Below are 21,601 nucleotides of genomic sequence, written 5' to 3' on the forward strand. Positions count from 1 at the left end.
TACCTTTCTTCTTTATGTTGCATTTCCTGAAAACCTATTGAACAATGAAAGTGCACATGCGTTTTATGTGCGGTTGCCCGGGGAGGCACGCCGTTTGCTTCACGCTGTTGTCAGAAGTTTCTAAGGATTAGAAGCAATGTGTTTTGGTGATTGCCATAAAAAGCAAAACCAGAAACAACGACACCCAAGGAGCTGGTGTAATAATGAAAGTGCTAACAAAAAGCGCGTTAAGCGTAGCCATTGTTGCAGCTATGACTGCTACTTCCGCTCAAGCCGAGCAATTTATGGATGATAGTTCCCTGAATATTCATTTTCGGAACTACTACATGAATAAGGATGTGAAAAGCGGCACAGCCAAATCTGATAAAGACAAATCCTGGGTTCAAGCCATTAGAGCCGATTTTAAATCAGGATACGTCGCCAATATTGTTGGCGTTGATTTCAGCTCTCACTACGCTCTCAAACTCACAGAAAGCGCTGGTACATCTACAGCCAACAACCTTCTTCAAAAAGGCGGCAAAAACAAAGGCCATAGCTATGGCAAGAACTTTGGCGCTGTCAAAATCAATCTGTTTGATAGTGGTGTGGCCAAATATGGTCGCATGATCATGGATACACCACTGCTTAACGAAAACGACTCTCGCTCCCTGCCCAGCACTACTGAAGGTTTCTATGCTGATTACTCCATGGAAGGCTTTACCGTTTATGGTGCTGTTGCCAAGGCAGGCAATAAACGCGACCAGTCCGGCTATGAAGACTACGCACTTTTCGTAAGAAGAGATTCTAACGGGAATGGCGGAATCGACGATGGAGACGTGCTGGTCTCCGATAAAAAAGAAGATGTGAAAACTGTTGGTATTTCTTATTCGGATAGCGGATTAAGCCTTGGCCTTGCCTATGGCAAGCAAGACGACTTTGCTACCGCACTTTATACCGATGCAAGCTACACCTTCAAAGTCGACCGGATGACATCTATCAACCTTGGCGGACAATATGGAAAAATCACTGCTATAGGTCTCAACAAGCGCCACCAGATCCTCAAATCCCAGGGCGAAAAAGACAATATCGACTGGTTTGGATTAACGGCTGGCATCAACTATTCGAATCTCAGTGCAAGTCTGAGCATGACAGACATCGGCGATGCCAAAGGCGGCTGGGCTGATGCTGGCACACCATGGCGCGGCGGGGAAGACTCCACAGGCTTTAATGGTTACAACGCTGTTCAGATTGATGACTTCTATAACGCCAACGAGACCTCCTACAAGATCAAAGTTGGTTATGACTTCTCGGATATGATCGAGGGCTTAAGTGCTTCCGCTCTGTATGTAGATGGTGAAATTGACAACTCAGGCTCTGCCAGTGATGTTGATACCAGCGAGTACAATGTTCGCCTCGATTATGCAGTCCCACAGATGGATGGCTTAACTGTTACTCTGCGTCACGCAAAATACGAGTATGATGCAAAAGCCAAGGCTGACGACAAAACCACCAAGGACTCCCGCATTCTTATAACCTATGATCTGGCTGTATTCTAAAGATACAACCTGAAAATAACCTGTGAACCGCTATTTTTATAGCGGTTCTTTTTTTTGCCGCAAATAACTTCTTTCTTAACCGCCTTTGCCATTCACCAATTGTTACGAAGTGTTTATAGTGCACCACACAAGGGCGAACGCTCTAAAACAAAACAAGAAAACCAAAATAACAAAATCAGTGCAGACAGGAAAAAAATGAGATCCCTCGAAGGAAAAGTTGTCGCAATTACCGGTGCCGGATCAGGCATTGGGCAGCACCTTGCAATTGAACTGGCTCAACAGGGATGCCTGCTCTCTCTTGCGGAAATAAATCCTTCAAGCATGGAGCAAACCTGTGAGATGCTCCCTGAGGATTGCCAATACTTGCTCAGCACTACAGACGTATCAAGTAAAGAGCAGGTTGATAACTTCGCTGCGAATACCGTTGAAAAGTTCGGCAGGATTGATGTACTAATCAACAATGCCGGTGTTGCCCTCTCTCAAACCATTAATGATATGGATATTGGTGAGATGGAGTGGTTAATGAACATCAACTTCTGGGGTGTCGTCTACGGTTGCAAAGCTTTCCTTCCCCACCTCCTGAAGCAGAAAGAAGCCCATATAGTTAATACCTCCAGTGTTTTTGGACTTATGGCCGTCCCTACACAGGGGGCATACAATGCCAGCAAATTTGCTGTACGAGGCTTTACCGAAGCCCTTAGCCAAGAGATGAAACACACCTCCGTTAATGTATCCTGCGTTTATCCAGGTGGAATCAAAACTAATATTGTTAAGAATGGCCGCTACCACATAGGCCCAGACAATAATGAAGACAAAGATATTGCTGCCAGCAATTTCGAACAAATGGCAACGACCACGCCGCAAAGAGCCGCACAGGTAATAATTAACGGAATATTGAACAATAGAAAGCGGGTAATGATTGGATCAGATTCAATTCTTATCGACTGGCTGGTTCGCCTTCTTCCCACCAGTTACGAAAAAATTCTTAGCAAAGGACTACACCGTTAATTACAAGCCCCATTCAATAAAACTCATATCGACCGGGTTCTACTTTAAAAAACAGAGCCCAGTCGATATGTGCTAAACCTCAGGAAGAAGCAAAATCCTTCAGTTTTTTCAAAGGTCTGACTTTCACCTGAATGGACGCAGGCTTTGCCGCCACATCCATTAACTCACCAGGGCGAAAAGGATTAGGAACATTCTTTTTCGCCTTTTGGGCAGGCTTTTTCTTGGTAACAATTTTTAAAAGCCCTGGAATGGTGAACTCACCACAACCGCGCTTTTTAATATGGCGTTCAATTAGGTCAGTCAGTTCATCAAGAACATTACTCACATCCTTGCGCGAAAGCTCAGTATTCTCAGCAATTTCATTCAGGACCTGGCTCTTGGTGTACTTTTCCTTGATAGCTGCACCTGGCATCTGTTATCTCCGGACACGTTTTCTAACAGTTTTGGAATTCCTATTTCCCCTGCTTACAGCATGCCTGACCTGCTCAACCACAACTTAAACTACATACAACGTTTTCAGACGCATACAGGTTTAATGGGTTAGATTTTCATTTTTACCATAACCAGCCTAAGATTCACCCGCTCAACACGACTCCTAACTCATCCCCACTCCTGATGAAAAGTCGCCCTGTAACTTCTTACAGCTTCTTACAACATTTGAGTTACAGTTATGAACCGTAAAGCATGAACAATTTAACTGGCTACGAGTCCAATATAAACCACGGTTTTTCGGCTTGCGAGTATTTTTTAATCTATTTTTACCGCACCAAGGTGATTTTCTTTGATAAATGTTTACTCCTTACACTTCGAAGATATTGAGACATGATCCACAATCGAGTTAAATTAAGAGTGCAGTTCTTTATATCTTCGATAAAACCAATAACATTTATGATACGCATGGAAAAAACATGTTGCTTAAAACCCTAAAATATCTTCAGCTACTATCAGGCTTGGTGCTTACCGGCCTGTACCTGGCTTCACCCGCTTTATTGCCAGTGCTGCACCCAGAGGTGTTTCCAGTAGTTTCTGCTGCAGACATCTACACCAGCGAACCTTCGCTGATTATGTTACTTGCTACCGCCGCTGTTAACCTGATTACCGGCTGCTACCAGACCTCCCCCACAGGGACTCGTCGTCAGATTCAAACTCTTGGCTCAATTGTTCTCTTCCTGTCTGGTGTTGTTGCAGCTGTTAGCGCTTTGGGCCGCCTGCCAGTGAATCCGGTGACTTCTTATATTCCCTTGATAATTGTTGGCCTTCTGGTCAGCGGAATCATCTTGCACACGCTCTGTAACCTTCATCAGCTCGCGCCATCCGCCACCAGCGGTGAAAGTGCTCTCGACAATGACAGAGAAGCTGGCACCGTAAAGTGGTTTAATGTGTCAAAAGGCTTCGGCTTTATTACCCGTGACTCCGGGGATGACATTTTTGTTCATTACCGGGCAATCAGGGGTGAGGGGCACCGCATTCTCAGCGAAGGCCAGAGAGTTGATTTTGTTGTAACAGAAAAAGAAAAGGGTCTGCAGGCAGAAGATGTTGCGACATCCCGCTAATCTGTAACAACACCGATAACAAAAAAAGCAGGCTTATAGCCTGCTTTTTTGTGCGCTAAAATATTAATAATGCGGCGGAGGTGCTTCCTCTTCCGCACTTTCGCCCTGCTGGCTGATCAGTATTTGTAACTGTTGCTTCAGCATTTCAAACTCCCGGCGCAGAAGATCCATATCAGCCTGCTGGCGAGTCACTACATCATTTAACTGTTGCACCAAGTCATCCTGATAACTCAGCTGTGTTTGCAGTTCAAGAAGCTCATCGTTCATCTATCTACTCCTGAGGCAGGCTGTCAGCTGCCACCAGCCAGGTGGTAAAAACCGTTGCCAGACGATCGCGAATCTCTTTAATCTGGGCGTCAGTATACGCTATAGCAGTCCCCTGTCCCCAGACCGGCCCTGGCCAGGCAAAATCCCCTTGCTTGCGCACGACAATATGCATATGAAGCTGACGAACAATATTGCCAAGAGCTGCTACATTCATTTTTTCAGCAGCAAATACATCTTTAAGCTTCTCAGCAACATAGGAGGTCTCTTTCAGCAGCCGCTCCTGATCGGATTGCTTCAACTGGAAAATTTCTTCAACTCCACTGACTCTGGGCACCAGAATAAACCACGGATAACGTGCATCATTCATCAGCAGCATTCGGCTCAGGGGAAAATCACCAATGACGATGCAGTCATTAGCAAGGCGCTGATCTAGCTCAAACTGACCCATAAGAAAAATCCGAAACAAATATGCAGCGAACTATACGTCTGCAGGAAACCGGGAGGCAAGACAATAAAAAAACGGGACTGCCTTCCGGCAACCCCGTTTTTTATAGAAAGATTCTGAAATCTGTTTTTACAGGTTGTCAGACTCTTCAGACAGGTAAGCAGCAACGCCGTCAGGGCTGGCGTTCATGCCTTTTTCACCCTTCTTCCAGCCAGCTGGGCAAACTTCGCCGTGCTCTTCGTGGAACTGCAGAGCGTCAACCAGACGAATCAGCTCATCCATGTTACGACCCAGAGGAAGGTCGTTAATGATCTGGGAGCGAACTACGCCATTCTTGTCGATCAGGAAAGCTCCACGGAAAGCAACACCACCTTCGGATTCAACATCGTAAGCTTTGGCGATGTCATGACGCATATCAGCTGCCAGAGTGTAACCAACCTGACCAATACCACCCTTCTCAACAGGAGTGTTACGCCATGCGTTGTGAGTAAAGTGGGAATCGATGGATACACCGATAACCTCAACACCCTTTTCTTTGAACTGATCCATGCGATGATCCAGAGCGATCAACTCAGATGGGCAGACAAAGGTGAAGTCCAGAGGATAGAAGAAGATCAGGCCATACTTGCCCTTGATTGCTTCTGCCAGATTGAATTCATCAACGATTGTTCCGTCAGCCAGAACCGCAGGAACTGTAAAATCAGGAGCCTGCTTACCTACAAGGACTGCCATTTCCTATCTCCACATTCAAATGGATTGAATAAACGCCCCTATAATTCTATTACGCCACACGCAGAGGGGCCGCTAAAAACACATACATCATACACACAGCATTTCGGCTCGCCCACAAGATTCATGGCATTTTCCCATGATTTTTTTATTATTTACCGATAGATAAATTCTATGACCTGAAACTGTTTCAACGGTTGATTAGACATAAACAAAAAAACCGGTGAACAAACACCGGCTTTTTATGAGCTTTCTATATCGATATCAGGCTTCAGCTGAACCAGCAGCTGCCTTTATCATCTTCTGCAGCTCGCCCTGTTCGTAAAGGTCGCTGAGAATATCGCTGCCACCTACCAGTTCACCGCCAACCCACAGCTGTGGGAACGTTGGCCAGTTCGCATACTTAGGCAGATTTGCACGAATATCAGGGTGAGCCAGCACATCAACGTAAGCAAAACGCTCACCACAGGCAGACAAAACCTGCACGGCGCGGGAGGAAAAACCACACTGGGGCATACGGGGTGATCCCTTCATAAACAGCAGTACTGGATTATTTTCAATCTGCTGCTTAATCTGCTCCATTACTTCTTCAGACATCACTCCACCTCAATCCCAAGTTATTCTTGGCGCAGTATACATGACCCGCCGGTGGACAGAAATCCCACCATTCCACCGGCAGGATTCCTGTAACCTTCTACACTGCTCCCCGCCAGTTTACAAACACAAAACCATATATCCGGCAGGAGCCAGAAGATCAGCATGTGCAGGCCTTTTCTTTACAGGTTGTCCAGTGCAGGAACATCTGCTTTTATAAAAAATCAACTAAACGTTCTCTTAAAAATTGTTACAGGACTGGTTTTACTCCACACAGCGTATTCTTTTGGTGTCACCAGAACTCCTGGCCACCAAAGCTGGCCACAGCCCGCACAACCGACGGATGAACAGGTCATTGCTCAGCAAAAAACAGAACAAGCACGACGAGAATATATAGAAAGCGCCATTGTGGGCTTGCTAAGGGAACGCAGCAAGCCGCCCCTTAAACCAATTCCGAAATTCCATTCCCAGTCCAGCCTGCTTAATCCCAACAATGTGTCGTCCACTTTCAGGCTGGCGATCTTTGATCCAAACTCCGGCATGGTCATTCCTCTCTGGGGAAGTACTGGGACAAAAGCCTCCTTGTTTGGACATGACCAAGGCTCAGACATCTTGCATTTTTCCTCCAAGATACTTAATGAAGTGTTAAGAAATCATCCTGCTCTTTCCAACAACACTTCCACAGCCTGGTTTTATGTTATCTCTGACACTCAAAATACCCCTGTCATACTGCTCGACAGCATAACAGTTGAACCCGCCACTCTGCCCAGCGCCACCCCTCTTAGCGAGTCACCCACTTATACCCTGGATCTTGCAACACTCCTCCCCAGCGAAGAAGGAGAATTTCTTGGGCTTGCCAACCTTTCCGAGCAAGATCCCACAATCTATGCCTTGAGCAGACTCTCGGAAGATGGCGTGGGCAGAACACCGGCAGCCCTGATCAAACGACTCCACACACTTCCAGATGAACAAAAAAACAAACTGGTTCTGGTTACAGGCTATCACCAGGGGAGAAAACCTACACTTTCACGGGTACTCACCCCTGTTAGCGCAATACTCACTGATGAAAAGCACGTTGACTCAGACAGCACAGTAACTTTCTCAGCAAGCCAGTCCTCCCAACTGACAAGAGCGCAGGCAGAAAGCTTTTTTGTGCCGCCACCAAAGGAAGTCGACAAATACCTCAATGCCCCCCCGGGGACGGAACAACGACTCGAAATTGCCATTAGAACCGGCGAACTGGGCGGAACAGTTCGTTACCACCGCCTCAAGGGGCTTCCTGATACGGCACTTTGGGGGAACACAGTTTTTCCTGACTTCAAGGTGACTCTCGAGCCTCATCAACTGGCCTTACTCTGCTCGATAGAAGAATTATGTGACGGTCACCTAGTTGTCATTGAGCATATTCCTTCATTAAACAGTCAAGTGGTGCATGAGCTTAGTAATTACTCTTTGAAAGAGAGTGTGACCCATATTCTTCACAGCTCCCACGCCCTCTCTATACCCTCTCCAAAAGAGATCATGGAAAAGAGCCAGATTTTCAGGGAAAAAAGCATTAGCTTTACCCTGCCTAGCCAAAACCCTAACTGGGAAGCGCCAAGTAAAAAAAAGAAGGCTCCTCTTAAACTCAAGACATGCGCATGGCTTAACCCAAACGAAGCCTCAGAGATCATCACCTACGACACAAGGACTGGCCAGCGCACCAATAAAAATGCTCACCTGCACAACCGGGCAGGCGGGAGCATGACCGTTGCAGATCTGCCTCTTGACCCTAAATTCCGTTTTCCAGATGGCAGGAGAAAAATGACAGACGAGGAGCTGTATACCTATGAAAATCAGGCGATGCTAAAGGCTGCATCCGCCCAAAAAGCAAAAGACACTGAGCTGCAAAACTATGTATCTCAGGCAAAGCTGACATTAGAAGAACAGGTTGCGGCCACTTCAGCCATAAACGAATTACGAATCAAAAAAGGTGATAGCCGACCATTACTTGATCCAATCCCGGAATCATCCTCACAAAAACCAGAGCAGTCATTACCGAAAGCAGTACCTCCTACAGAAAAGAAAACCCCTAGAAAACCTATTGAACAATTGCGCCTGCCAGGAAGCACTGAGGGAGATATAAAGAAAAGGAAAGATACATTTGCCCAAATGCGACTGGAGCAGCGCAAAAAGATCGCCGAGGAGATGCATGCGGAGTACAAGCGTAAGTTCGGAGATCCGTCTGGAGGTGGCGGGGGCGGTGGTGGAGGTGACGGAGGAGGAAGTCCGACTCCCTCACCATTTTCGGAAGACGACCCCAACGGAGTTGCCCGACACCTTGAGCAACAAACTGTCGAACAGGCGGCCGGATGGTTGAAGACTCGCATCCGGGAGCACCCAATTCACAGCCTGGTCTCTGCCCTGACCCTGACCTGGATTATTCTGGACCTTTATCACAATTGGGGGGCCCCCCCCGGCCCAAGGGAAATACTCACAAAAAAAACCCATCAAGCCATGGGGCCTGGCGCAAGCGCCTTTCAACAAGAAGCCGCACGCCTGCTAATAGAAGGCATGCCTGATCACCTTCTGGAATATCTTGGGTCGGATACTTTAAGTTACTGGGTCACCCGTTCCTGCCAACACTGGTGCAGCAGAAACAACTGCAATGCCCGATACATTTCGGAGATATTCCTGCATTACGTTCTTGCCCCGGTTTCTACCCGCAAGGATCGTTTCCTGCAAGAGCTGCGTGTTCGCGTGAGTGAAGAGCCTCTGGAGTTAAACAATCCATGGTTGCATACCGTCGACCGGCGCAGAAAAGGGTTTGCAGCCGCACTGGATTTTAATCCGGTCACCCAGCAATTCTGGATGGCAGAATTGAACGACCACGGCCTTCTTGAAAAAACCAGCGAACTTCTCAACATGACCCAGAAACCGGTCAAAGTGATGCGTTACAGCTTTCTGGAAACTCTTCAAACCAAACCTTTCCATACGCGCTACAAAGACCTTATTCCGGAGCCGGTTACTGATGCCACCAACCAATATCGCCCAGTTATACCTTACCCAATGGAGCGCCAGCGCTACGGCACCTATACCTGTTCAACAATTGATGGTGACTACTGGCGGGCTATAGACATCAATGGTGAAGAACCCGGCTTTTATGGCGTTCCAGCGGTTATTGGTTATGCCCACAAAGCAGTGAATGGTTACTGCGTTATCAGCACTATGGACAAGTGGCTATCCGTTCTGGGGGATGATGGTCATACCACCATACTCAGCCCCGAGAACGAGCTGGAGTATCCGGTTGAGCTGGCACTGGAAAGTCCTTTCAGAAAGAAGAAAGAACTATTGACCAGCGAGTTCTGCAAAGTTCAGTACTGGAAAGAACGACGTTGGCGCAAGGTTCAGACGACAGATATTAAACCGGGAATCATTGAAGCCCTGCTACCAGTCAATGCGTTCTACCGGATTCGCTGCCATGGCGAGACCGCCACATTTACCTGGGATGCCAATACTGGTGTCATCCATGTCTGGAGCTGGCCCCCTATCTCTGCTGCAGCTATGCCGAAAAACAGAAGACAGGCCGCGAGTGGTTGACAGTTGCCAAATACTACCCGCCCTAGCTAAGATGCTTTCTGCCTGTGTTTTACTCCCGCAGGCAGAAACATACACCTCCTGATTACAACAAACAGAAGCCAGAGCAGGATCATGACTGAAAGCCTGATGAAAACCTATAACCGCTTGCCGGTTACCTTTACCACTGGAGAAGGTGTATGGCTGGAAGACAAGAATGGCAAACGCTACCTTGATGCACTTTCTGGCATTGCCGTATGTGGCCTCGGGCATAGTCACCCAAGAATTGTTCAGGCGATCAGGGAGCAAAGCAGCAAACTGCTTCACACCTCCAATCTTTATGGTATCGAAACCCAGGAAAAACTGGCTGAACGTTTAACCAGCATAACTGGCATGGAGACAGTTTTCTTCTGCAACTCCGGAGCAGAAGCCAACGAATGCGCCATTAAAATTGCCCGCCGCTATGGACATCAAAAAGGCATCGAAAAACCCGGCATTATTGTTATGGAAGGTTCATTCCACGGCCGGACACTGGCAACCCTCACAGCAACAGCCAACGCTGCAGCAAAACAAGGTTTTGGCCCGCTTCTGGAAGGTTTTTACAGAGTTCCATTTAATGATACCCAGGCAGTCAAAGAGCTGGCTGAAAGAGAAGATATTGTTGCAGTTCTTGTGGAACCCGTTCAGGGGGAAGGCGGCGTTAATATTCCCGATGCCGGTTACCTGAAAGCCTTACGCAATATCTGCGATGACAACAACTGTCTACTGATGCTTGATGAGATTCAGACTGGTAATGGCCGAACCGGCCAATGGTTTGCCTGCCAGCATGAAAATGTAAAACCAGATGTTATCAGCACCGCCAAAGGCCTGGGTAACGGCCTCCCTATTGGTGCCTGTATGGCTCAGGGTGAAGCCGCACAGGTTCTGGTGCCCGGCAGTCATGGCACAACCTTTGGCGGCAACCCTTTCTGTTGTGCAACTGCGCTTGCTGTTCTCGATACTATTGAACTGGACAACCTGCTCGCGAATACACTGACAACAGGTCAGTACCTTGAAGATCTTTTCCAGGAAGGTTTAAAAGATTGTAACGGGATTGTTGATATCAGACATGCCGGGCTTATGTTTGCTGTTCAGCTGGATCGCCCCTGCGCACAATTGGTTTCCAACGCTCTTGAAGCTGGCTTGCTGATCAATGTCACTGCTGGAAATACAATCCGCCTGTTACCACCATTGATTCTATCTAAAGATGAAGCTGCTGAAATCGCCCAGCGCCTTATTCCGCTAATACGTAACTTTCTGGAAAACGACACTGAATGAGTACCTTACTGAACGTCTGTGATATTTCCTGTTCCTATGACAGTAAAACAGTCGTTCACAATTTGTCTTTTGAAGTTCAGGCAGGCGAGCATGTCTGCCTTCTTGGCCCCAGTGGTTGCGGTAAAACCACCACCCTGCGGGCCATTGCCGGATTTGAAAATCTTGATCACGGCTCTATTTCACTGGCAGGGTCAAGCCTTTCTCAACCCGGATTCACACTTGCCCCCGAACATCGGCAACTGGGCATGGTATTTCAGGACTACGCCCTTTTCCCTCACCTGACTGTGGCTAAAAACATTGGCTTCGGATTGTCCGGTAAAAACTCTCGCTCCCGCATTGATGACATGATTCAGCTGACCGGCTTGGGAGAGTTTACTAACCGCTACCCTCAGGAGCTTTCCGGTGGACAACAGCAGCGAGTTGCTTTGGCGCGAGCGTTAGCTCACGAACCCAGACTACTACTGCTGGACGAACCTTTCTCAAACCTTGATGCATCCCTGCGCCAGACTCTGAGTCATGAAGTTCGAGAGCTGCTGAAGCAAACAGGCACCAGCTCCATTTTGGTAACTCACGATCAGGAAGAAGCTTTTGCCTTTGCTGATACCATCGGCTTGATGAAAAACGGTCAAATGGCACAATGGGGAACAGCCAGAGAACTCTACCAGCAACCTTCCAACAACTTTGTTGCAGGCTTTATTGGTGAAGGCTCACTGGTTAAAGGAATAAGAAACAGCCAAGGTCATATTGAAACCTCTGCCGGGGTGTTTTCCCCTGCAGCCGAGCTTACTGAAAAACAGCAAACACTCCTGCTTCGCCCCAATCATATCGTCTGCGACCCAACCTCAACTCATAAAGCCACGGTTGTACAGGTTAACTTCCGTGGAGAAAATACTCTGTTAAAGCTACGTCTGAGTTCAGGGGAAGAGTTACTCCTTGAAACCCTGGCCAACAGCTCACTGAAAGTAGGCGACACTACAGGTATTCGTCCCTCTACCGAAAAAGTGCCAGCTTTCGCTTAACAGAAAACCAAATAAGAAACACTAAACAGACATTAGCCCGCCTAAATACTTTTCCACAAAAACAACAGAGCATCACTCTGTTGTTTTTATCTATCGCCATGCCTTTGTCGTTCATACCCCATCATGGGAATCTGTCACTGCGCCCATAAAATCAACTGAAAATAGAGGGTTTGAAAATGAAAAAAACTCCGAAAGTGACATTAACGATGAAAACACCGTCTACACCACTATTACATCAAAGCACAACGCTCAAAACTCCTTTTCAAAATACTCTGCGCCGTCGCTCTCGACGCTAAGCGTCACCCCTGACTGATAGTAAATCCCCTACTCGCTGATCAACCAGCTTTTCTACCCTGCGCTTGCTCGTAGAACGGAAGAACTTTGGGAATATAGTGCCGAAGCCCACCAATACGGGTTGATGTAGCCGGGTGTGTACTGAGAAACTCGGGAGGCTGCTGACTATTCTGTGCTGACATCTTTTGCCAGAGAGTCACTGCTGCTTCCGGGTTGTATCCGGCCCGAGCCATCAACTCCAGACCAATAATATCGGCTTCAGCTTCCTTTTCCCGGCTGTTAGGGAGAGTCATCGCATAGTGAACAACATTATTGGCCAGGTCCAAAGTTTCCCGCGATGCGCCAAAGATTGAGCCAGCCAGAGTGCTACCCAGTTGCACCATGTAGGCTTCGGACATGCCTTCTCGCCCGTGCTCTCTGAGGGCATGAGCAATTTCATGGCCCATAATGGCGGCAATTTCGTCATCGCTCAGATTCAGGGTTTCAATAATGCCGGTGTAAAACACAATCCGGCCACCAGGCAGGCAGCTGGCATTCAGGGTTCTCTCATCAATAAGGCTCACCTGCCAGGGCCACTGGTTGGCATCAGGACGAAAGATTCCCACCTGGGCCACAAGCCTGTCGGCAACCTTTTGTAACCGGTTAACAGTAGCGCCACCTGTTACAAGTTTCTTTTCCTGCTTGGCCTGCTCCCGCATTTGCACATAGGACTGCTTGGATAACTCTTCCACCTGCTGTTCGCTGAGCAACATAAACATACTTTGCTCACGGCTAACGCCAACAGCCCCTTCTCGGGTTGTGCTTACAGATTGGCAACCTGTTACTGCCACTAAAACCAGCGACCATAACAATTTTCGCAACAATCCCGACTTCATATCCCCTCTCACCTACTTTTTATTTCTTATATAACTAAAAAAGACATCTTATATGTCTAGAATGACATACAGAATTCATATCCAGAAGATAGAATAGTGTCCGTACTAGAATGAGATAATCATAATCCCATAATGCCGCTGGAAAGTAGTGTTACTGTTCAATAATAATGCTAAGAAGCAGCGCCAATAATTAATAGCGAGTAGTCATGCAGTCAGACCGCAGTTCCCGCCCCTCCGGTGATACAAGCAAAGCTTCTGGTGACATTTACGATCTGGTCATTGTCGGGGGCGGAATCAATGGTACCGGAATTGCCAGAGACGCTGCCGGTCGGGGTCTTAGAGTGTTACTGTGCGAACAAAATGATCTGGCATCAGCCACATCATCTGCCAGCAGCAAGCTAGTACACGGCGGGCTGCGCTATCTCGAGCATTATGAGTTTCGCCTGGTTCGGGAAGCTTTGCGTGAGCGGGAAGTTCTGCTGGCCAATGCGCCCCATCTGGTGAAGCCTCTTCGCTTTCGACTCCCCCATGCTCCACACCTGCGCCCAGCCTGGATGATTCGTGCGGGACTTTTTCTTTATGACTCACTGGCCCACCGAGAAACATTGCCGGGCAGTAAAGGTGTAAAACTCAACGGTCACTCTCCGCTGAAACCAGACTTTACCCGCGCATTTGAATATTCCGACTGCTGGACCGACGATGCCCGCCTGGTGATTACCAATGCGATCTCAGCCAAAGAGCTGGGCGCAGATATTCTACCCAGAACACGCTGCACCGCTGCTCACCGCACAGATGAAGGCTGGAAGGTCGAGCTGGAAACCAACAACACCAGACGCTCAATCACAGCCAAAGCACTGGTGAATGCCTCTGGTCCCTGGGTGGCCAACTTTATTGAAAACAGCCTGCAGGCCAAGCCGGAATATGGAATCAGAATGATTAAAGGCAGCCATATTGTGGTTCCCGCCCTTCACGATGATGACGAAGCCTATATTCTCCAGAATGCTGATAAGCGAATTGTGTTTGTGATTCCCTGGCAAGGGAAATGGTCGATGATCGGCACTACCGACGTTGAATATAAAGGTGATCCATCGAAAGTCGCGCCCGACAGCGATGAAGTGGCATATCTTATCGATATCGCCAACCGTCACTTCAACAAGCAAATATCCAGTGACGACATCGTGTACAGATTTTCCGGTGTACGACCACTCTGCAACGATGAATCAAATGACCCCTCTGCTATTACCAGAGACTACACACTGACTGTTTCTCAGGAATCTGAACTATTTCCGCTGCTTAATGTATTTGGTGGCAAACTGACCACTTATCGTCGTTTGGCAGAGTCTGCCCTGAAAAAACTTCAACCCTGGTTTCCAGAAATGGGGCAACCATGGACCGACAGCACACCATTACCGGGTGGAGCTATAGCCTCACAACCGCTTTACGCACAACAACTGGCTAAAGAGAAAAGCTGGCTTCCGGAACAAATGGCAACCCGTTTTGCCAGCAGTTATGGCGAGTTATGCATGAAATTTCTGGAGCCTTGTCATTCCTTGGGCGATCTGGGCAAACACTTTGGCAACGGCCTTTATCAGGCTGAAGTCGATTACCTTATCGATCAGGAGTGGGCTGAAACTACTGAAGACATCCTCTGGCGCCGCACAAAAACCGGCGTTGCTTTAAAAAGCGATGATCTCGCCTCTCTGCAAAGCTATATAAGCCAGAAGAGCTGACACCTCAAAATAAACGAGACTGTTAGCAAGTCTAACTGTCTCGTTATACCTATCCTGTGACTCTCCTCTGACAATTCTCTCTCACTATCTCCAGAGGAAGGAGCCAGGAATCATGTCCCTGCCGGAACTGACTGAACTCGCCCCAATTATTATCAAGTGCCTTGTAACAGTCGTTGCATCCTCAGTTTTGGCATGGCTCTGCAAACGTATCCTGGATCGTTTAACAGTTCGATTTTCACGCACAAAAAGTCATTGGGATGATACGTTAAGCCGGGCCGCAACTCCTGTCATTGTTATTGGTATTCTGCTTATGGGAGCGAGTGTCACCGCTGATTTGATAATGGAACATTATGGCATTCAGGCCAGCGGCACTATTCACTCCATTCGCCAGATAGCGGTCGTCTGTCTGCTTTATTTTCTTTTAATGCGTTATTTGCGTCTGACCCGGGATAGTTTTCATCAGACGGAAAGAGCCCGTCTAAAAATAGACCTGCCAACAGCCGAACTGTTAATAAAACTTATGCAACTTGGCCTAACTATCGCCACGGCACTGACTCTGCTGCAAAACCTTGGGGTCAGTATCAGTGGCCTTCTGGCTTTCGGTGGAGTGGGTGGCCTTGCCATTGGTTTAGCGGCAAAAGATATGCTCGCCAACCTTTTTGGTGGCCTGACCCTTTATATGGACAGACCTTTTGTGATTGGAGAAAAAGTTCTTCTGAAAGACAAAGGCATTGAAGGTTTTGTGGAACATATTGGCTGGCGCCAGACCCGGATACGGGGTTATGACCGCACTCCCATCTATGTTCCCAACGCCCTGTTTACCAATATGGCGGTGGTAAACCCTTCACGTATGCAGAACCGCAGAGTCGATATTGTAATTGGCCTGCGTTACAAGGATTTCCCGCTGCTCGATTCTGTGACATCTGCCATTGAAAACTATCTGGCCAGTCATGACTCTCTGGATCAGGTGCGAGGTGTGCTAGCGCGCTTTGTTGATTACGGTACCAACTCTCTTGATATTCGTGTGCGGTTTTACACCCTGACAACTGACTGGAACAGTTACATGAATACCCGCCATGAAATCCTGCTGGAAATCGGCAAGATTATTCATAAACACGGCGCGGATATGGCCTTCCCAACCCGCACCCTGGATATTCCAGCAAACGCTTTTAACGTCCGCGCTGACGGCGAGGCCACACCAGACTGAATCTGGCACCACCCAGCTGATCACTGACTCCCACCATGGCCTTGCCATTGTGCCAGTGCATAATCCGCCGAACGATAGAAAGTCCCAGACCATAACCACCCGATGAACGGGTACGACTGTCATCAAGTCGAGCAAAGGCAGTGAACACCCGCTCACGCTGCTCCTCAGGAACACCGGGGCCATCATCTTCCACATCAACACGACAACTGTCGTGACCAACACTGAAGCGCACCTGAACTTTGCTGTCTGCATAGCGGCAGGCATTACTGACCAGATTTTGAATAGCCCGGTGAATATAACGCTCTTCCACATCAATTTTTCTGCGGGGTTCGAGCATACGGCAAGGAACGTGTTCAACAAGAATGTTGCTTTTCTGCCTTTGATGTTCTTCCACAACCCTTAATACGATGCTGTCTACATCCAGTCGCTGGAAGCGAATATCAGGCACACCTTCTTCCAGCTTCGCGTAAGTGAGAATTTCATCAATCAGGTGATCAAGCTCTTCAATATCACCATCAATCCCTTTGATGTAACTGCTTCTCTCGTCATCCGCCTGTGCATCCTTAACCATTTCAAGGCCAAAGCGAATGCGTGCAACAGGTGTTCGCAATTCGTGGGAAACCCCGCGAATCATCTCTTTCTGAATACTCAACAGGCGCTGAATATGGCTGGCCATATTATTAAAGGCAGCAGCCAGCTGCCCAACGGAATCGCCACCATGCAGCTTTACCCGTGCATCCAAGTCCCCTCTGGCTAAACGCCTGGCTGCACGTTCCAACTTACTTAACCTGCGTTCAAGCCCACGCACCAACACATAAATAGCAATACTGATAGACGCGAGAATAAACAGGCCAATAGTTGCCAGCAGTTTGAAAGGATAAGGGTCCAGCATTGAGATGGGCCCAAGTACAAGAACTTTACCGGTGTCTGGCAGACGACTGTATATATTCATCGCACGCCCACCCTGATTAAACAGAGCCAGAGACATCCCCTGCTCCAGCAGTCCGCGCTGTCGTTGGGAAAAACGTTCCGGATAATGATCCTGCAGGGTCACCGGATAACCAAACAGATCGCTGGAACGATCTTCCAGTATTAGTAATCGCCTTGCCGGAGGAATTCGGCTTAGCCAATCGCGAACAATAGTTGCTGTACCGGTGGCCAGCTGCTCATTGATGTCTTCGATGGTTCCGCGCAATAACGAAGAATCATTGATGGCGGAAAATATTTCGAATTGTCCAGCATCTCCCCCCCGCACCAACACCCTGCCAGCCTGTAGCTGATGAGCTGTTTGCTGGCCAAGGTCTTCATCTTTATCTGGCACAACGGCGAGAGCAACACCCAGGCGGTTTTCCCAAACCTCCAGCTGTTCCGGCCAGCGATCCTCACTCAGCCCCGCCAGCTCCAGACTCATAACCCGGAAGGTGCCCCGTGCCGTCGATTCCCGAAAATCCTGCAGCCTGACCCCATTAATAATGGTCAGGGCCAGTCCACACAACACGGCCACCAGCACCAGGGTGAACAACAGGCCACCGTAAATGCGCAGAAAAATACTGCTCACTCGTTCTTCTCCAACTCAAGAGGTTTTCACGAGACAAGTATCAGCCAGCAATAATTGTCTGCTGACTTCATTGATTGTTCGTTCGATCCGGCTTCTTAGACCGGACGAACAAACAGGTATCCCTTGGAGCGAACAGTTTTGATCATGCGGGGGTGCATAGGGTCATCACCGATCTTGGGGCGAATACGCGACACCCGCACATCAATAGAGCGATCCTGACCGTCGTACTCAATACCTCGCAGCTTTTCGAAAATTTCTTCACGGCTCAGCACACGGCCGGCATTAGAAGACAGCAACCAAAGGAGATCGAACTCGGCGCTGGTGAGTTCAATATTGGTGTCTTTGAGCCAGGCTTCGCGCATAGCTGCATCAACAACCAGATCACCAAACTCCAGGCGACCTTTATCACCAAAATCTTCCTGCACGGGGGCACTGCGGCGTAGCAAAGCACGAATACGTGCCAGCAGTACCCGAGGGCGCACAGGTTTGGCGACATAATCATCTGCGCCCATCTCCAGCCCCAGAACTTCGTCCAGATCATCGGTGCGTGCAGTCAACATCAGAATGGGGTTATGAAAATCAGCCCGTACCCGTCTACAGATGGAGACACCATCTTCACCGGGCAACATCAGGTCGAGTACGACCAGATCAGGGTTCTCTTCAAGGATTCGATCAACAGCCTTGCTGCCGTCATGCTCAACGCTGACGGTCAGACCATTGTTTTCAAGATACTCACGGGTAAGGCTGGCCAGGCGTTCATCGTCTTCGACAATGAGAATATGGCCGGAGTCTGTTTGTTCCACAGTGGACACTTCTGCTTCTGTTTGCATCATAGAGTGTAACCGGATTCTACCGTTGCTAATGATAACCGCACAGACCTGAACGTTTCCGTTGCAGTCTGTAACCGGCTTCCCTTTGACCTCGATCAACCGAAAAGATTCACCATCTCCGGCTACGACCTCACAATACAAAATAAGGAAATTCGGAAACACTACAACCACAAGATATAGTGTTTTCAGCCCTAACAACGTCAAAGAGTTATTAACTATGAAAACACAAGATAACGATTATAAAAATCTATAGTAAGGAAAACTGCCATTTCCTGCACCCACTTCATTTCCTGTCGGACTCTCAGGGCGGGCATACTAGAGGAAAGTAAACACTTACATGAGTTTTTTTTCACCGCCTGAAAGTCTCTTCTGCGCTACAAGCGGCACCTTGCAATGCGACCAAGACCGCATTATCTTGTATACATAGATAAGAACAACACAACATTTAGTGCCCCATCATGGAACACACACGGGGCGTCAGGCAGCCAGCTGCTATGCAGGGAAATCCGTTCGGGAATGTTACCCAAATAGCCCGAAAGCATAGTCAAACGGTTGACACTCTAAAAACAGAAACAGACAAAACCCTTGCAGGCCTTGCTTTTTGCTTTTCCTGCAGCGGATTCTCTGTGCCTGTTGAGTGGTCCTAATATACCTTTTGGTATGGTCGTTGCTGTTGTTTTATTTCGAATAATTAGGATCGACACGTTCACATAACCACAACATATAGTGCATACAGGTATCAGCAGGGCATGAACGAACATCTTCAGGTCTCCAAAAGAAACGGGCAGCAGGAAGCTATCGACCTTGAAAAAATTCACAAGGTGATCACCTGGGCTGCTGAAGGGCTGGATAATGTGTCAGTTTCCCAGGTGGAACTGAAATCCCATATCCAGTTCTATAACGGTATCCAGACTACCGAAATTCACGAGACCCTGATTAAAGCCGCCGCCGACCTTATTTCCCGGGAAGCTCCCGATTACCAATATCTGGCGGCTCGCTTGGCAATTTTCCACCTGCGCAAGAAAGCTTACGGTCAGTTCGAACCACCCGCCTTATACGATCATGTTGGACGCCTGGTGGAACTGAAGAAATACGACGCAGCCCTTCTAAAAGATTACACCCGGGAAGAACTAGAACAGATCGACGGTTTTATCGATCACAGCCGTGATATGAATTTCAGCTATGCGGCAGTGAAACAGCTGGAAGGCAAATACCTGGTTCAGAACCGGGTAACCGGCGAGTACTTCGAAAGCCCACAGTTTCTTTACGCACTGATTGGCGCCAGCTTGTTTGCGGAATACCCAAAAGAGACCCGGCTGGACTACATTCGTCGTTTTTACGACGCAGTGTCCACATTCCGCATTTCTCTGCCAACCCCAATTATGTCTGGCGTGCGCACCCCAACCCGCCAGTTCAGTTCCTGCGTTCTGATCGAGTGTGATGACTCACTGGATTCCATTAACGCCACTGCCAGCGCCATTGTGAAATATGTCAGCCAGCGTGCCGGCATCGGTATAAATGCGGGCCGTCTGCGGGCCGTTGGCAGCCCGATTCGTGGCGGTGAAGCTTTCCATACTGGCTGTATTCCTTTTTATAAGCACTTCCAGACCGCAGTAAAGTCCTGCTCCCAGGGTGGTGTTCGTGGTGGCGCGGCCACTCTGTTCTACCCCATCTGGCACTATGAAGTGGAAAACCTTCTGGTTCTGAAAAACAACCGCGGTGTAGAAGACAACCGGGTTCGCCATATCGATTATGGTGTCCAGCTGAACCGTCTGATGTATCAGCGCCTTATCGAAGGTGGCAACATCACCCTGTTTTCACCCAGCGATGTTCCCGGTCTCTACGATGCTTTCTTTGAAGATCAGGACAAGTTTGAGCAGCTTTACACCCAGTACGAACAAGACGACAACATTCGCAAGAAAACCCTGAAAGCAGTTGAACTGTTCAGCCTGTTTGCTCAGGAGCGTGCCAGCACTGGCCGCATTTATCTGCAGAACGTTGATCACTGCAACACTCACAGCCCGTTCGATGCCAAGCAGGCACCCATTCGCCAGAGCAACCTCTGTCTGGAAATCGCTCTGCCTACCAAACCCCTGCAGGACATTCATGATGAGCAGGCCGAGATTGCGCTCTGCACACTGGCTGCCTTTAACCTGGGAGCCCTGGACAGCCTGAATGAACTGGAAGAATTATCTGACCTGATTGTCCGCGCTCTCGACAGTCTTCTGGATTATCAGGACTACCCGGTAGCTGCCGCTCACACAGCCACTATGGGCCGCCGCCCACTGGGTGTTGGTGTGATTAACTACGCCTACTATCTGGCAAAAAACGGTGGCCGTTACTCCGATGGTTCCGGTAACGCACTGACCCACAAAACCTTTGAAGCTATTCAGTATCATTTGCTGAAAGCCTCCAACCAGCTGGCGAAAGAGAAAGGCGCCTGTCCGAAGTTTAACGAAACTGTTTACAGCAAAGGCATTCTTCCCATCGATACCTATAAAAAGGAACTCGATGAGATCTGCAATACACCTCTGCGCTTAGATTGGGAAACCCTGAGAGAAGAGATCAAAACCCACGGTCTGCGTAACTCAACCCTGACTGCGCTGATGCCTTCGGAAACTTCTTCGCAGATTTCTAATGCCACCAACGGTATCGAACCACCACGGGGCTTTATCAGTGTTAAGGCCAGCAAGGACGGTATTCTTAAGCAGGTTGTGCCGGAGTACGAAACTCTTCGTCATCACTATGAGTTGCTGTGGGATATCCCCGACAACAATGGTTACCTGCAGCTGGTCGCCATTATGCAGAAATTTATAGACCAGACGGCATCCGCCAACACCAATTACGATCCCGCTCGTTTTGAGGGTGGTAAAGTTCCGGTAAAAGTCATTCTCAAGGATCTGCTGACCGCTTATAAGCTGGGTGTGAAAACACTCTACTATCACAACACCCGTGATGGCGCGAGTGATGCCCAGCATGTCGAGCAGGAAGATGATGGCTGTGCTGGCGGCGCCTGCAAGATTTAACAGCTGAATATAAACCGCTGGCCACCGTGCCAGCGGAGCAATAAAAAAACAGTTATACC

Annotated in this window: 16 protein-coding genes and 1 pseudogene; 9 read left to right on the plus strand and 8 right to left on the minus strand. The window is 48.5% G+C overall.

From position 1 onward, the window contains the following. Positions 1-203 precede the first annotated feature (203 nt). Together ACY2RR_RS23695 and ACY2RR_RS23700 are read left to right on the plus strand one after the other, a co-directional pair. A complete protein-coding gene (locus ACY2RR_RS23695; RefSeq protein ID WP_490110678.1) occupies positions 204-1,535 on the plus strand; it encodes an OprD family outer membrane porin in 1,332 nt (443 codons plus the stop codon). A gap of 195 nt (positions 1,536-1,730) precedes the next feature. Then, the gene (locus tag ACY2RR_RS23700; RefSeq protein WP_490110679.1) at positions 1,731-2,543 is read left to right on the plus strand and encodes an SDR family NAD(P)-dependent oxidoreductase; all 813 of its coding nucleotides are present in this window, start codon (positions 1,731-1,733) and stop codon (positions 2,541-2,543) included. A 79-nt stretch (positions 2,544-2,622) separates the two neighbouring features. Here the strand turns inward: ACY2RR_RS23700 and ACY2RR_RS23705 are convergent, their stop codons facing one another. Next, a complete protein-coding gene (locus ACY2RR_RS23705) occupies positions 2,623-2,955 on the minus strand; it encodes an HU family DNA-binding protein (RefSeq protein WP_490110680.1) in 333 nt (110 codons plus the stop codon). Positions 2,956-3,883: 928 nt separating this feature from the next. Here ACY2RR_RS23705 and ACY2RR_RS23710 point away from each other — a divergent pair. Further along, positions 3,884-4,096 (plus strand): annotated as a pseudogene (locus ACY2RR_RS23710) (cold-shock protein); the annotation flags it as partial. Between the two features lie 63 nt (positions 4,097-4,159). Here the strand turns inward: ACY2RR_RS23710 and ACY2RR_RS23715 are convergent. The 4 genes from ACY2RR_RS23715 to grxD form a co-directional block, all read right to left on the minus strand. Beyond that, complete coding sequence (locus ACY2RR_RS23715) at positions 4,160-4,363, minus strand: SlyX family protein (protein WP_490110681.1); 204 nt, start codon at positions 4,361-4,363, stop codon at positions 4,160-4,162. A 4-nt stretch (positions 4,364-4,367) separates the two neighbouring features. Then, positions 4,368-4,811 carry an HIT domain-containing protein gene (locus tag ACY2RR_RS23720; protein WP_490110682.1) on the minus strand — a complete coding sequence of 148 codons (444 nt, stop codon included), beginning with the start codon at positions 4,809-4,811 and terminating at the stop codon, positions 4,368-4,370. Between the two features lie 126 nt (positions 4,812-4,937). After that, complete coding sequence (locus ACY2RR_RS23725; RefSeq protein WP_490110683.1) at positions 4,938-5,540, minus strand: peroxiredoxin; 603 nt, start codon at positions 5,538-5,540, stop codon at positions 4,938-4,940. Positions 5,541-5,801: 261 nt separating this feature from the next. After that, positions 5,802-6,134 carry a Grx4 family monothiol glutaredoxin gene (grxD, locus tag ACY2RR_RS23730; protein ID WP_490110684.1) on the minus strand — a complete coding sequence of 111 codons (333 nt, stop codon included), beginning with the start codon at positions 6,132-6,134 and terminating at the stop codon, positions 5,802-5,804. 162 nt (positions 6,135-6,296) lie between these two features. Here grxD and ACY2RR_RS23735 point away from each other — a divergent pair, with 162 nt between their 5' ends. The 3 genes from ACY2RR_RS23735 to ACY2RR_RS23745 all read left to right on the plus strand — a co-directional run bounded on the left by ACY2RR_RS23735 (position 6,297) and on the right by ACY2RR_RS23745 (position 12,022). Beyond that, complete coding sequence (locus ACY2RR_RS23735) at positions 6,297-9,710, plus strand: hypothetical protein (RefSeq protein WP_490110685.1); 3,414 nt, start codon at positions 6,297-6,299, stop codon at positions 9,708-9,710. 111 nt (positions 9,711-9,821) lie between these two features. Then, complete coding sequence (locus tag ACY2RR_RS23740; RefSeq protein WP_490110686.1) at positions 9,822-11,003, plus strand: aspartate aminotransferase family protein; 1,182 nt, start codon at positions 9,822-9,824, stop codon at positions 11,001-11,003. Next, positions 11,000-12,022 (plus strand): ABC transporter ATP-binding protein, encoded by a 1,023-nt coding sequence (locus ACY2RR_RS23745; RefSeq protein WP_490110687.1) that lies wholly within the window; start codon positions 11,000-11,002, stop codon positions 12,020-12,022. Before ACY2RR_RS23740 ends, ACY2RR_RS23745 begins: the two co-directional genes overlap by 4 nt. 335 nt (positions 12,023-12,357) lie before the next feature. Here ACY2RR_RS23745 and ACY2RR_RS23750 read toward each other — a convergent pair whose 3' ends face one another. Then, positions 12,358-13,191, minus strand: a complete 834-nt coding sequence (locus ACY2RR_RS23750; RefSeq protein ID WP_490110688.1) for a M48 family metallopeptidase — start codon at positions 13,189-13,191, stop codon at positions 12,358-12,360. Between the two features lie 206 nt (positions 13,192-13,397). Between ACY2RR_RS23750 and glpD the strand changes: the two genes are divergently transcribed. Together glpD and ACY2RR_RS23760 are read left to right on the plus strand one after the other, a co-directional pair. Continuing rightward, positions 13,398-14,921: a glycerol-3-phosphate dehydrogenase gene (gene glpD, locus ACY2RR_RS23755; protein WP_490110689.1), complete on the plus strand. Its 1,524-nt coding sequence runs from the start codon at positions 13,398-13,400 to the stop codon at positions 14,919-14,921. A gap of 112 nt (positions 14,922-15,033) precedes the next feature. Beyond that, complete coding sequence (locus ACY2RR_RS23760; RefSeq protein ID WP_490110690.1) at positions 15,034-16,128, plus strand: mechanosensitive ion channel family protein; 1,095 nt, start codon at positions 15,034-15,036, stop codon at positions 16,126-16,128. On the opposite strand, the gene ACY2RR_RS23765 is transcribed toward ACY2RR_RS23760, so the two are convergent. Both ACY2RR_RS23765 and ACY2RR_RS23770 read right to left on the minus strand, forming a co-directional pair. After that, positions 16,091-17,686, minus strand: a complete 1,596-nt coding sequence (locus ACY2RR_RS23765; protein WP_490110691.1) for an ATP-binding protein — start codon at positions 17,684-17,686, stop codon at positions 16,091-16,093. The two genes, ACY2RR_RS23760 and ACY2RR_RS23765, sit on opposite strands and share 38 nt — an antisense overlap. A 95-nt stretch (positions 17,687-17,781) precedes the next feature. Beyond that, complete coding sequence (locus tag ACY2RR_RS23770) at positions 17,782-18,519, minus strand: winged helix-turn-helix domain-containing protein (protein ID WP_490110692.1); 738 nt, start codon at positions 18,517-18,519, stop codon at positions 17,782-17,784. A 746-nt stretch (positions 18,520-19,265) separates the two neighbouring features. Between ACY2RR_RS23770 and nrdA the strand changes: the two genes are divergently transcribed. After that, the gene (gene nrdA / locus ACY2RR_RS23775) at positions 19,266-21,542 is read left to right on the plus strand and encodes a class 1a ribonucleoside-diphosphate reductase subunit alpha (protein ID WP_490110693.1); all 2,277 of its coding nucleotides are present in this window, start codon (positions 19,266-19,268) and stop codon (positions 21,540-21,542) included. Positions 21,543-21,601: the final 59 nt, after the last annotated feature.

It is taken from the genome of Parendozoicomonas sp. 2304DJ65-17, assembly GCF_058148445.1.